This window comes from Micromonospora sp. CA-259024 (assembly GCF_050936255.1).
GTDB lineage: Bacteria > Actinomycetota > Actinomycetes > Mycobacteriales > Micromonosporaceae > Micromonospora.
The window spans coordinates 2,981,003-2,992,859 of the sequence record NZ_JBNJND010000002.1 but is presented as its reverse complement, the minus strand read 5'-3'; the positions used below and the strand labels follow the sequence as shown (position 1 = coordinate 2,992,859).

At 69.9% G+C, this 11,857-nt stretch carries 13 protein-coding genes; 3 read left to right on the top strand and 10 right to left on the bottom strand.

The genetic code is table 11. The features are described from left to right. Positions 1-936: 936 nt before the first annotated feature. From ACQEUX_RS33515 to ACQEUX_RS33505, 3 genes are all read left to right on the top strand, one after another. Complete coding sequence (locus ACQEUX_RS33515) at positions 937-3,711, top strand: BTAD domain-containing putative transcriptional regulator (RefSeq protein ID WP_433056934.1); 2,775 nt, start codon at positions 937-939, stop codon at positions 3,709-3,711. After that, positions 3,708-4,622 (top strand): DUF2637 domain-containing protein, encoded by a 915-nt coding sequence (locus ACQEUX_RS33510; RefSeq protein WP_433056932.1) that lies wholly within the window; start codon positions 3,708-3,710, stop codon positions 4,620-4,622. The genes ACQEUX_RS33515 and ACQEUX_RS33510 overlap by 4 nt, the downstream gene beginning before the upstream one ends. Positions 4,623-4,811: 189 nt before the next feature. Further along, positions 4,812-4,991: a hypothetical protein gene (locus tag ACQEUX_RS33505; protein ID WP_433056930.1), complete on the top strand. Its 180-nt coding sequence runs from the start codon at positions 4,812-4,814 to the stop codon at positions 4,989-4,991. A gap of 74 nt (positions 4,992-5,065) precedes the next feature. On the opposite strand, the gene ACQEUX_RS33500 is transcribed toward ACQEUX_RS33505, so the two are convergent. The 10 genes from ACQEUX_RS33500 to ACQEUX_RS33455 form a co-directional block, all read right to left on the bottom strand. After that, entirely contained in the window at positions 5,066-6,091 is a 1,026-nt protein-coding gene (locus tag ACQEUX_RS33500) for a CU044_5270 family protein (protein ID WP_433056928.1), read from the bottom strand. A gap of 1 nt (position 6,092) precedes the next feature. Then, positions 6,093-6,641, bottom strand: coding sequence for an RNA polymerase sigma factor (locus ACQEUX_RS33495; protein ID WP_433056926.1), 549 nt, complete (start codon positions 6,639-6,641; stop codon positions 6,093-6,095). A gap of 272 nt (positions 6,642-6,913) precedes the next feature. After that, a complete protein-coding gene (locus ACQEUX_RS33490; RefSeq protein WP_433056924.1) occupies positions 6,914-7,585 on the bottom strand; it encodes a hypothetical protein in 672 nt (223 codons plus the stop codon). 183 nt (positions 7,586-7,768) lie between these two features. Then, positions 7,769-8,161 (bottom strand): hypothetical protein, encoded by a 393-nt coding sequence (locus tag ACQEUX_RS33485; RefSeq protein WP_433056922.1) that lies wholly within the window; start codon positions 8,159-8,161, stop codon positions 7,769-7,771. Beyond that, complete coding sequence (locus ACQEUX_RS33480) at positions 8,158-8,823, bottom strand: hypothetical protein (protein ID WP_433056920.1); 666 nt, start codon at positions 8,821-8,823, stop codon at positions 8,158-8,160. The genes ACQEUX_RS33485 and ACQEUX_RS33480 overlap by 4 nt, the downstream gene beginning before the upstream one ends. Beyond that, positions 8,820-9,227, bottom strand: a complete 408-nt coding sequence (locus tag ACQEUX_RS33475) for a hypothetical protein (RefSeq protein WP_433056918.1) — start codon at positions 9,225-9,227, stop codon at positions 8,820-8,822. The genes ACQEUX_RS33480 and ACQEUX_RS33475 overlap by 4 nt, the downstream gene beginning before the upstream one ends. 11 nt (positions 9,228-9,238) lie before the next feature. Further along, entirely contained in the window at positions 9,239-9,580 is a 342-nt protein-coding gene (locus ACQEUX_RS33470; protein ID WP_433056916.1) for a hypothetical protein, read from the bottom strand. Then, positions 9,577-10,041: a hypothetical protein gene (locus tag ACQEUX_RS33465; RefSeq protein ID WP_433056914.1), complete on the bottom strand. Its 465-nt coding sequence runs from the start codon at positions 10,039-10,041 to the stop codon at positions 9,577-9,579. The genes ACQEUX_RS33470 and ACQEUX_RS33465 overlap by 4 nt, the downstream gene beginning before the upstream one ends. A gap of 93 nt (positions 10,042-10,134) precedes the next feature. Next, complete coding sequence (locus ACQEUX_RS33460; RefSeq protein WP_433056912.1) at positions 10,135-10,743, bottom strand: hypothetical protein; 609 nt, start codon at positions 10,741-10,743, stop codon at positions 10,135-10,137. Between the two features lies 1 nt (position 10,744). Continuing rightward, the gene (locus ACQEUX_RS33455; RefSeq protein ID WP_433056910.1) at positions 10,745-11,731 is read right to left on the bottom strand and encodes a DUF932 domain-containing protein; all 987 of its coding nucleotides are present in this window, start codon (positions 11,729-11,731) and stop codon (positions 10,745-10,747) included. Between the last annotated feature and the right edge of the window lie 126 nt (positions 11,732-11,857).

Here is an 11,857-nt window from a genome sequence, read left to right as displayed (position 1 = left end):
GGAAAAAATTTTTCTCTACTGGATCGAACAGCCCGAGCCCTCTTCCGCACCGAATATCGAGGGCTGACCACCGAATTCGCAGCATTCGAACCAGCAGCAACGATTTGTTGGCGGAGGAATCAGTCGGCCAGATCGTCCGGCTGATAATTGCCCGACCAATACCGCTCGGGCCTGAGGCTGAACGACGAAGTGCTCGCCTTAGGCAACGGCCGCTACATTAAGGCCGCCAAACACATTGATTGATGAAGTTGCTGTGCCTGCGACTCCGCCGAACGCACAGCCTACTCACAATCTACTCCCTGGAAGGGCCGACGAACGGCACACAGCGACCCCGTCGCCGCCGCAGAAGCCGCCCGCAGAACGCCGCCCTGCCCGCCTGGGAACCGACTTTGCGGTGGCGGCCGTGGTCCACTGCAGCTCGAGCCGAAGCGGCGCGGTGACGGCGGTGGAGGCTGGTTCCCCGATGACACGACCACCATCGGAACCTGCACCGGGAACATGCCCCGCGTGCCGAACCTGCTGTTTTACCTATCGCGCAGGCCGATCGATTCGCCCGGGCCTACCGATCGACGGCTTGGCAAGCCGCGCGTCGGGGAAGGTTCTACGGGAATCGTGTCAGCCGGAACGGCGACCGCCGGATGCAACCAGGATTGGTCAGACGGGGTGCGCCACCGAGATCAGGGATCCGAGACTTCTCCCCACAGCCGCATCGAAGAGCGCGTTTGTGAAGAGATGAGAAAGCAGCAACGAATCCGCATCGTCACCTCACTCCCTCACATCGTGAGGCACGGACGAGCGGGAAGGCCGTGACCTGCGGGTGTAAGGCTTTGTAAGGCCGTGTGAGGTGCTGTGAGCACCGGCATCGGCATCAGCAGCGCATCAAGCTTCTACGGTCTGTCTCACCGCCCCTTGCACACCCTGGGAGGGAGACACGCCATGGCGAGACGAACCTCAGCAATACTCGTACGCGCCGCTACCTTCGTGCTCGCGCTGGCACCGCTGGTGCTGCTCTACCAGGCCGGCTGGATCAGCCCCGGCACGGTTTCGGCGGACCAGTTGCGCGTGTGGCTCAACCAGCCACTGACCGGCGATTTCCTCGCCGTGCTGGGGCAAATCGGGGCCTGGCTGCTGTGGCTACTCCTCGCCTTCGCTATCACGGATCACACCCACCAATACCTCGCCGACCGCCTGCGGTGGCACACCGTGCTGCACTTACCCCGGCCACTGCAAACGCTCGCTGCGGTGTTGCTCGGCACCACTGCCGTCACCACGGTGGCCGCTTTGCCCGCTGCCGCCCACAACACCACCGCGATGGACGCCGAGCCGCCACCAGACGCCCCATCGTCGGTAGGCGAAGGGCCACTCAACCTCGACACCGTGGATGCCCCACCGGCACCCGCATCACGAGTACCACGCGGGGGAACCCTGGGAACGCTGCCGGCCCCGACCATCTCCGTCCGATCCGCCGCGCCGCCGACCCTTCGCCAGGATGCCGGCGCCAACGTGGCTCGTTCCGCCCCGGGTGGGACGTGCCGAGTCGTCGCCGCAGACACCCTGTGGGATCTCGCCGCGAAGCATCTCGGTGACCCGAAACGCTGGCGGGAGATCTACACACTCAACCGGGGGCACAAACAGGCCAACGGCTACGCCCTCACCGACCCCGATGAAATCCACGTCGGATGGACACTCGCGCTTCCCGCCCCTGAAACCACGCCAGCATCTGCTCCACCCGCTCCCACCCCTGGCAGCCCTGACGTCGCGGCACCCGGGACAACCGACACCACGCCCACCGCGCCGCCGCCGGCACCACCAGCCAGCGCCATACCGGCCGCCGACAACGAGACAACGAGTACGCCGAGGCCGCCCACCCCCGCGCCGGCCACGCCGAGCGTCCCTGCCGACGGTGCGGCGTCCGCCTCCGAATCGCCCCCCGATCAACCAGGCGACGAGGCTGGGGTCGCACTGCCGACGCAGGGCTGGATCAGCCTCGGCCTGGCCGTCGCCATCGCCGCAGTAGCCGTACTGCTCCGTCTCCACCGACGCCGCCACGCCCGGCTGATCTTCCCGGCACCCGTTAGCCCCGGGCCGCAACCCACCCTGACACCGCCGTCTCTCACTCACGTCGAGACCATCGGCAGCCGCGACCTCAACACCGCCGTCGGTGGCCACCGCCGTGCCAGCCCCGCCGTGCCGGCTCCTATCGGCGTCGACCTGGAGGGCAACGAGGTGAGCCTGTTCCACCTGCCCGGTCCTGGCCTCGCCCTGGGGGGAGCCGACGCCATCCCGGCAGCGCGCGCCGTCCTCGCCGCTGTCCTGACCACCGGCGTCACCGACAGCGCCACCGCCCGCCCGGTAGTAGTCACCACGGCAGACCTACTCGCCCGACTTCTGCCCCCAGGTGCCCCGCTGATGGGGCTGGATCCCGACGGCACCGCCTACGACGGCGACCAACTCATCGTCCTCGCCGACACCGCCGCCGCCGTCACCCATGCCGAGGAAGAGATGATCGGCCGGCGGAGGCTGTTGGACGCCTTCGACACCACCACCATCGCGGATCTCAACGCACGCACCGACCACGCCGAGACGCAACCGCCGTACGTGCTGCTCATCGACGCAGCCAGCCGGCACGCCGCCCGCGTCCAGGCCGTTGCCACCCACCGCACGGTCCTGGACCTGCACCCGGTTCTTCTCGGCCAACACGACGGCATGCCCAACGTCGAGATCACCGGCGAGGGCACCATCACGGGCGAAAACCCGCACCCGGTGGCCCGGTGGTCCACCCTCGGCGCGGACGATCTGGCCGCCGTGCTCGCCATGCTCACCGCCGCCCTGGCCCGGCCCGAGGCCGGCAGCGACGTCGACGACCCGCCCGCCGAAACTCCGCCGGCCGCGGCGCCCACCGAGGCGACCGAACCGGTCCCGGTCCAGCCCGACGACGCGGCGGCCCTGGTCCGGCTCCGGGTGCTCGGACCGGTCACCGTCTCCACCGACGCCGGACCGATCGCCACCGGCATGCGCAGCGGCTCCTACACCGCCCTCGCCGTCCTCGCCGCCCACCCCGCCGGCCGCACCCTCGACCAGCTTGCCGACGACCTGCACCCCGACGTCGACCCCAGCGCAGCCGTCAAACGCGTCCGCACCGACATCGGCACCGCCCGCCGGGTCCTGCGCACCGCGACCGGCCACAGCGAGCCCATGTTCATCGTCTACGACCCCGCCACCGGCCGATACCAGCTCGACCCCGAGATCGTCACCGTGGACCTGTGGCAGATGCTCACCGCCATCCACCGCGCCACAACCACCGACGACGAGGCCGACACGCTGGCCACCCTGCGCCGGGCAACCGAGTTGTACGCAGGTGACTTCGCCGAAGGCCACGACCACACCTGGGCCACCGACTACGCCACCAGCCACCGCCACCAGATCCTCACCGCCTACGCCCGCATCGCCGAAATCCTCGAACCAGACCACCCCGACCAGGCCATCGCCGCCCTCGAACGCGCCGCCGACCTCGACCCGTTCAACGAGGAGCTGTACCAGCGGATCATGCGCATCCACGGCCGGCAGCAACGCCCCGACGCCGTGCGGCGCACCCTGCGCCGGCTGGAAGAACGGCTCGCCGACCTCGGCGACGCCGAACCGTCACAGGCCACCCGCCGAGTCGCCGAACGCCAGCTCCAGCCCACGCCCGTCAGCGGAGGACGGCCATGACCGAAACCCAACTCCGGCGGATGCAGTGGGCAGTGCGGGCGACGCTGGCCCTCGGTGTGGCCGCCTCGGTCACCGCGAACATCCTGCACGCGCAAGCCAACCCGATCTCCCAGGCCATCGCGGCGTGGCCGCCCCTGGCCCTGCTGATCACCGTTGAGCTGGTCACCCGCGTACCTGTGCACCGGCGGGCACTGGGTGTCCTGAGAGTCGCCGCTGCCTCGATCATCGCCGCCATCGCCGCCTGGATCAGCTACCACCACATGACCGGTGTGGTTGCCCGCTACGGCGAGACCGGCACCGTGCCTTATCTCCTGCCCCTGTCGGTGGATGGGCTGATCATCGTCGCATCGGTCTCCCTCGTGGAACTCGCCGCCCGCCGCCGCGAACTCGAACGCCCACCACACCCAGCACCGACCGAGGCACCGCACACACCACGCCCGACCGCCCACTCAGCACCGGCACCGGCACCGGCGGAGCCGATGCCGAGCACCAACGGTGCCGTGCCAGCCGTTCCAAGTTCCCCGCCCGAGCGCCCACCCGTCGACATCGACGCCGACACGTCGCACCCCGACGAGATTCCCCACGCCACCGCGCGTCCGGCAGATGGGTCTCGACCGGACGACGGCCGGGGCGACTACGACCCTGACAACGATCCGCACGACGACGACCACGATGAGGCTGACGAGGCTGACCGAGACCTCGCCCCAGATTTGGTGCCGCTGCTGCCCGCTGCCCGCGCCGCCCGCGCCGAGCTGACCCGCGAAGGCCAGACCGTCAGCCGCGACGCCCTCGCCCGACGGCTGCGCCGCAACGGCCACTCCATCCGTAACAGCGGCGTATCCGCGCTGCTCGCCGCGCTGCGCCGGGAAGAGCGCCCGGTCAACGGCTTCCGACCCCCTACATCCGTGTAGCGCGCCGACATCGGCTCACCACGCACGACCGCACCCGCGAGGAGATCCGACATCACCGCCCTCTGCTGGGAGCCGCCGGTCCCTGCCCCAGGTCGCCGCTACCGGCAGGCTTGATCGCGCTACGGAGGTCGGCGTGGATGTATCCGGATGTCCGACCGGGCATCACACCGAACACTGCCAGGAGGAACCATGATGAGCGACCAGCCGGCCGCGTCCCGGACCGTCGAGGTCGATACCGACGTGTACGACGTGCTGGAGCGCACTGCCGCCAGCCGAGGCACCGACATCAACGGCGCGCTGCGCTACCTGATCGAGGTTCCGACGCCTCGAACCGATTCCGACGACCGGGCCGAGGACATCTACGGCTGATGCCCTGATCGTCCGAGCAACATCTCTATCGTTGGGTGGGTGACGTCCTGGAGACGCCACCCACCCAACTCGCATCAGCGGCGCATGACGGCGTACTCGGCGACCAGATATGACCGATAGGTGATTACTGCGGGGATTGTTACGTTCAACATGCCCGCCCTCTCGGTCAACACCGCCTCGTAGCCGAGCAACACGCCGGACCCAGGGTCGACGATCACGGTGTACTGGGCGGGCAGGCCGTGGGCGTCGGACGTGATCGAGAACGCCTCGCCGGGTCTCCCGGCGCGGTCGGTGACGGTGCCAGTCACCGCGATGCCCGGAAGGTCAGCGAGAAGCCGAAGCGCTGCCGCCCGTTGCGCCGGGTTCAGCAGGCGCACGCCAGCGAGTTCGGCGACACCCTCCAGGTACTGCACCGGGGCCTCGGGCGCGGACGCGCCCGCGGTGAGCCACCCGCGTAGCGCGGTGGCGTCCGTAGGCACCGCGCCACGCCAGCGGCTGTAGAACTCGCCGGCCGCGTAGTCACGCGCCTCCTCTGACGAGTCAATCCGGCCGCCACGCTTCTTCCACTCCCGGCGGTCAACATCGGAGCGGAACGTCGGGGGCAACGCCTTCCTGACCTTCCGGCCGGCGTCGTCGTCGGTCCGCCAGGACCGCCACTGCTCCGGTACGACAGCGGACGTCGTTCGTTCGCCGGTGATCGAGGAGTTCAGGAACCAGTTCGCCGACTCCAAGTGCTCCACCGTGCCGGCCGATCGCTGCGGTGCCGGCTGACCCGCCGCCACTTCCGCCAGGCGCCGCAGCCGAACACTGGCCGGTTCCGCGCTCGCTGGCGGCCCGTAGGTGAGGATCGCGGGGGTTGCCGCGTACGCCGGCTGCGGTTCCCGAGCCGTCTCCAGCGCTACCCCACCAGCAGCCACCGCCAAGACCGCCGCGCCGGCCGCCAGCACGAGACGACGTCGCGGCGCCGCCCGTCTTGCTGGGCGCTCGGAGGCGAGAATGTACGCCAGGTCGCGGGCGCGACGTTCCTCATCCTCGGGCCGGCTGTCCTGTGCGGGATCCAAGCCGCCCAACAGTTGACGCACCTCTTCGGCAGCGTTCATCTCATCCGCTCCAATTCGACATCGACGGCACCGTCCGCAGCGCCTGCCCTGCCTCGAGACCGGCCACACTCAGTTGCGACCGAAGTCGGCGGCGGGCTCGCATCAGCCGCATCGCGAACGTCGCCCGCGAGCAGCCGAGAACGACCGCGGCCTCCGCAGCGGTCAGGCGCTCCCAGGCAACCAGCCGAAGGACTTCCCGATCGGCGTCCGGCATCCGGTCAAGCGCCACCGCGACGTCACGCTGGCTGATCACCTCGTCCGCGTGATCAGCCACCACCGACTGATCCGGCTCCGCCGTGACGCGCAGCGTCAATTCCCGCCACCGTCGACGACCTCTGGCCTCGTTAGCCAGCACCAGCCGAGCCACCCCGTACAACCACGGCAGAGCGGACTCCGCCGGAACCTCACGCAGGCGACGCCACGCGACGAGAAAGACCTCGGCAACCACATCGCCAACGTCAGGCGCGACAACTCGTCGAGCCACATACCGCCACACGTCACCGTGGTGACGCTCGTACAACTCGGTGAAACGGTCCTCGCTGCCGTCCATGGCACCCCCTACTGTGCTTATGTCCGGCACCAGCCGTGACATCACCAACAGCAACGAGGAAATCACCCAAGAGCGTCAAATGCTCCCGGCCGATGACCAGTGACCCGGCCGGCCGCCCAGCCGTCGCCGGCTCGCCGAGTTCCTCGATGACGGCACCGGCCGCATCCACCCGAGGCTGGTTCCGCTCCCCGAGCAGCTGCGCGGCGTGGACAACCCGCTCTTCGGCCTGACCTGGCTGACCTACCGCCGCCACGCGGGCCCGGCGACACATCTCACGTCGAAGCACCAGGCAGGGAGGGGTATGCGCTCGCGTCGGAGGCGGCGGCAAGAAGCCGCTGCGCGGTGCGCGGCGTGACGCCAAGTTTCTGCGCGAGAGCAACGCCGAGCCCGCGCCGGTCGCGCCCGGCGGCGTCAGCCTCGGTAAGTAGCTCGACCGCGCGATGAAGGCGCGCATCGTGGGCGTACGGGTGCGGCTGGCGGGCACCGGTCGCGCCAGGAGTACGGCCGGTGGATCGCCGCCCTGTGCGCGCGTCGGCCACCGCCCACACGGTGCGCCGTCGCCACAGGCGACGGACCCGCCCGTCCGACAGCTCCTCGACGCGGTCGGGATGGTCGAGCAGGGTGTCGGGCAGGTTGCGGTACGAGCTGTAGCCGAGGACTTTCGCCGCCGCGCCGGAGCCGATGAGGTCCTCCGGGTCGCCGCGGCGGTCGACCTTCGTCAGCTCGGCGCGTTTCGCGGCTTGGTGCGCAGTGCGGAACGCCTCGATGTCGTCGAACCAGAACCAGTCGCGGCCGTCGTGGCGGAAGCCTTCTGGGAAGTCGAAGCGGTCGCGGTGGCGGTGCCAGTGGTTGACCGTGGAGTACGCCGCACCGGTGTGTGCGGCGACGCCCGCCCGGTCGAAGGCGGTTCGTCCGCCGATCATGCGTCGTGCCACGGTATCCATCCTGCCCTGTGGAGGGTGCGCCGCCGTCGGCTGAGGCGAGCGTCTCGCCGTAGGATCGGCGGCACGCCCGGCCCGGGTGAAGGCGGCTGTTGTGGTCCGCTGGTCCGCCCGGGACGGGCGAGGTGGCCGGTCGGGAACTGCACACACCTTTGGGTGTGCCCGCCGGCCACCGACCCGCCCTGTCTAGACGTGCGGGCGCAGCAGCCGCCACGCCACCTGCGCCATCCGGTCGATGCGCAGCGCGGCCAGTTTCGCCCGCGTGGCGGGTTTCAGCGCGTCGTAGACGGTCAGGATCGCGGCGGCGGTGGTCATGTCCACCAATACCCCGTCGATCTTGCGGCAGTTGCCGCGTGTGACCTCGCGTAGCACCTCGATGACGCGCGGATCGCCTGCGGTGGCGTCGTCGGGAGGCGCGTCGAACTCGACCAGTCCTTCGCAGTCCGGGCAAGTGACGAGGTGCGGGTCGTCGGTGATGCGGGTCAGCGGCCCGTCGTCGGCTGCGCACACCGCGCCGAGGCGGCGTCGGGCCTTCGCATGGGTGAACGCCGGCCGCTCGCGCCGTGCGGTGTCGGTCATGATGTCTTCTCCGTCGTGTCGGGCCAGATGCCGAGGGGGTGGCCGGGTGCGATCCGGCCTCGGCTCGGGGTGAGGGTGTCGAACACCTCGGAGTAGGTGTCGTGCAGCTCGCCACGGGTTCGCATGAGGTGTTTGCCTCGGGTGAATTTGGCGGGCAGCGAGTCGGTCACGCGGCGGATCAGCCCGTAAAGGTCGCGGGCCTCGACGAGGTCGGCGCAGCCGCCGCAGGCCGACCACCGTTCTCCCCATGCCTGGGTGAAGGCGTGCTCGGTGTCGGTGCGGTGCACCCGCGCCGCGCCGTGGCGAGACCGGTAGTCGCTGACGCCGACGACTCGTGTGGTGACTCGGCGGTGCTCGCTGAACTGGTTGGCGCACCGGTAAATCCAGGCGGCGTCGGGCGCGGAGCAGAAGTCACACTCGATGATCGGGTCGGAAATCTCGGTGACCGGCACCGGCTCAGGGTCGTGGTCCTGGTTCCTGTGGCCGCGCTGCTCGGCCGCGTGCAGGTACTTCACGACGCCGAGGTCGCTGACGCGGATGTTGACGCCTCGTCGGCAGCGCCGGCAGTACAGCGACTCCGGGATCGGCGCCGAGGTCGAGCCGAGCGCTCTCAGCTCGGCGGGAACGCCAGCCCCGTCGGGCGTTGGAAGGTGCGGCCTCACTGTTCGCCTCCGGTCTGGTGCCGGTTGTGCGGGGAGGCGGGGTTGAGGGTCAGCCCGAGGCGCAGCCGGGTGAGGTCGACCAGCCGCCGGAGCAGGCTCGTGGTGCCGGCGCTGAGGTCGGGGTCGTAGTCGTGGGCGATGCGGCAGGCGTCGCGCAGAGCCGCGCTCGTCTGGGTGAAGGCGGCCTCCAGGGCGGCGTGGTCGTCGGCGCTAGTACGCCGAGCAACGCGGTCAGCCGGGTAGGTGCGCTCGGTGCCGTTGGGGAAGCGCAGGGTGTAGCGGCGCGCTTGGGTGGTGTGTGGGGTCGAGTAGGTGACGTCGGTGACCGTGCCGAGGCGGTGTTCGGTGGCATCGGACGGGGTGACGACGCGGGCGGTGTCGCCGACGTCCAGGGACCGGTACATCGGTGCTCCGTTCACAAGGAGGGGTTGGTCAGGTGGTCGGTCTCGCCGTAGCCGTTGATCTCGAAGGCGATGAGCCGGTCGTCGGTCTCGGTGGTGTCGGCGTGCAGGTACAGGCCGTCGGCGCGGCGTTTGACGCCGATGGAGACGCCGTGCACGTCGAGCACCACGTAGGCGGTGCGGTCGCCGGGCTCGCCGGGGTAGACCCGCAGGTTGAGACGGGCGAGCACGTCGGCGCAGACAGGGTCGATCGAGCCGAGCAGGGCGAGCGCCCCAGCGAGCTGCTCGGCGCTGACCGTGCGTTGCCCGCCGCCGATGCCGTCGGTGTTCTCCGAGGGGTCGATCCAGGCCGTCATGCCCGTGTCCCGTCCTCGTCGCGAGGCTCGTTGCCGGCGTTCGTGGTGGGTGGGAAGGTGGCGAGGATGCCGCCGAGGATGCCGCCGCCTCGTTGATCGGTCAGGGTCGCGAAGGCGATGAGCGCGGTCCCGAGGGCGACCGCCTGCGCGGGGCTGTAGCGCACGCGCACCGGGGCGGCGTCGAGGGTGATGGCGCGGACCTCGACGTGACGTCGCTGCCAGAGGGCGACGGGCAGCTCCTCGTCTGGCGTGGCAGTGACGGTCCCGCGCGATGCCTCGCGCAACCCGATGCGCAACGCTTCGCGTCGTTGGGCGGCGATGCCCTTCCAGCTCGACGCCTTCACCGTGAGAGCGGTGCGGTCATCGCCGGTGGCGCAGGCCGCGCGGGCATGGAAACGTTCGGCGTTGCCGGTCGCCTCGGCGAACTCGGCGGCAAGGTTGAACAATCGTTCTGCGGTCATGCGGAAAACTCCGTGGTGAGTTCGAGGGTGATGTCGCCGGGTGTGCCGCGCGGCCCGGGGTGCGACCGTGGCCGCGCGGCATGTCACGGGCGGTCAGGGATGGGCGGGCGGTGGCCCGGCGGCACCGTCCGGGGTGGCCGGTGCACCGGCGGTCCCGTCTGCGTCGAACGGCGGTGCGGCCTTGACGTGGGGTAGGCCGGGGTCGAGTTTCTGGCCGCTGCGGTCGAGGCTGATCGCCCCGTACGCGGTCAGGTGCGCGCCCACGGCGAGGGCCTGCGCGCCAGTGAGCAGCACGACGAGGCGGCGGCCTTCCGTGCTGTAGGCGTGCAGCTCGACGTGGCCGTTGGTCAGCGGCCGGACCGGCAGGAATCGCTCGACCGTCGCCCCGCCGGGTGCGGTCGCCCAGATCGCTGAGCAGAGTGCGTTCCACTGCTCGTTGACGAGGGCTTCCCACTGCTCGGCGCGGGCGATCAGGTGGGCGTGTTCGGCCTCGCTCGTTGAGTGTTCGGCCATCGCGCGGGCGACCTCGGCCGCCGCGTGGTGGGCGGACACTTTATTAGCCAGTCCGATCATGGAGGTGGCGGTGGGCTCCGGCGCGAGCGTTGGCTCGGCGGTGGGCGTGGGGACGGGCGCGGTACCGGTGGCGGGGTGCTCGCCGGTACCGGGGCCGGGCGTGGTGGCCCGGCCCCCGTGCCGGGCCACGTCAGACCGCCAGCAGCTCGAACGCGCGGGCCTTGAGGTCCGCACCGGCACCGGTCAGCGCCCGCGTGGCGCGGGCGAGGTCGGTCTTGGCGGGAGCGAAGTGGTCCACGTACTCGGTGATGGCCTGGAAGCCGGCCCACCGGGTGCCCTTGATCGCCTTCTGCGTATCCGCGTCCCGGATCAGGTAGCGCAGCGTGGCCGTGCGCTGCTTGGAGTTGTTCTTCGCCACGTCCGAGGCGTCGTTGGCGAGGGGCCATACCTGCGCGACGATCTTCTCGAACTCGCCCATGGTCAACGACTCGTTGATCATGTTTTCGGCTTCGGTCTCGAAGTCGTGGAACGCTCTCCACATCAGGCCGAGGGCCTGCCGGGCCTCGGCGATCTTGCTGGTGACGTTCGAGGTGTGCCGGAACGTGTACGAGCTGACCGACCGGGCGAAGGCAAGGTTCTGCGTGTTCTTGCAGACGATCCGCACGGGGGTCGCATCGAGGCGTAGGGCTGCGGTGCCGTCGTGGGAGGTGGTGGCCGCGAGGTACAGGTCCATGTCGTCCACCCCGGCGATCTGCATCGCGGTGGGCAGCTTCATGGTGACGAAGACCGAGCGTCCCTTGCGCATCGAGCCGGCGGTCTCGAAGTGCGCGCCGGAGGCGTCAACCAGGAGATTAAGGGTCTCGGCGACCTGCTCGTTCTGCACCACGCTGTAGTCCTCACCGACCACGCCGAGGTACTCGGTCTCACCCGTGACCGGGTTGGTCCGCACGGTCATGTACTTATCGGAGCAGTCGACCTTCGTCACGCCCCGCTCGGTGACCTCGATGCCCTGAAGGGCGATCTTGCGGACCTCCCACCCGCCGAGCCACGCCTTGCTCATGACCTCCTCGGCGGTCATGCACTCGGCGGCCACAGTGCCGAGCTGATGCCACGCGGTCACCCGCGCGGAGGCGAACGCCGTCTGGCCGTTCGCGAGAGTTTCGAGTTCGTGTGCCACGGTGGCACCCCTTCCAGGTTGTGGTTGATTCGGTCCGGCGGTGCGGCCGGGGGCTGCAACCCCCGGCCGTGCCGTCAACAACAATGTTTCCTACCTCAACGGGTCGATCAAGGCGATCGGGTGGAG

Excerpts from the sequence above, each read along its gene's own strand:
- ACQEUX_RS33470 (WP_433056916.1), bottom strand. The coding sequence starts at position 9,580 with ATGACGGCCTGGATCGACCCCTCGGAGAACACCGACGGCATCGGCGGC.
- ACQEUX_RS33495 (WP_433056926.1), bottom strand. The coding sequence starts at position 6,641 with ATGGACGGCAGCGAGGACCGTTTCACCGAGTTGTACGAGCGTCACCAC.
- ACQEUX_RS33475 (WP_433056918.1), bottom strand. The coding sequence starts at position 9,227 with ATGTACCGGTCCCTGGACGTCGGCGACACCGCCCGCGTCGTCACCCCG.
- ACQEUX_RS33505 (WP_433056930.1), top strand. The coding sequence starts at position 4,812 with ATGATGAGCGACCAGCCGGCCGCGTCCCGGACCGTCGAGGTCGATACC.
- ACQEUX_RS33515 (WP_433056934.1), top strand. The coding sequence starts at position 937 with ATGGCGAGACGAACCTCAGCAATACTCGTACGCGCCGCTACCTTCGTG.
- ACQEUX_RS33490 (WP_433056924.1), bottom strand. The coding sequence starts at position 7,585 with ATGGATACCGTGGCACGACGCATGATCGGCGGACGAACCGCCTTCGAC.
- ACQEUX_RS33500 (WP_433056928.1), bottom strand. The coding sequence starts at position 6,091 with ATGAACGCTGCCGAAGAGGTGCGTCAACTGTTGGGCGGCTTGGATCCC.
- ACQEUX_RS33485 (WP_433056922.1), bottom strand. The coding sequence starts at position 8,161 with ATGACCGACACCGCACGGCGCGAGCGGCCGGCGTTCACCCATGCGAAG.
- ACQEUX_RS33510 (WP_433056932.1), top strand. The coding sequence starts at position 3,708 with ATGACCGAAACCCAACTCCGGCGGATGCAGTGGGCAGTGCGGGCGACG.
- ACQEUX_RS33465 (WP_433056914.1), bottom strand. The coding sequence starts at position 10,041 with ATGACCGCAGAACGATTGTTCAACCTTGCCGCCGAGTTCGCCGAGGCG.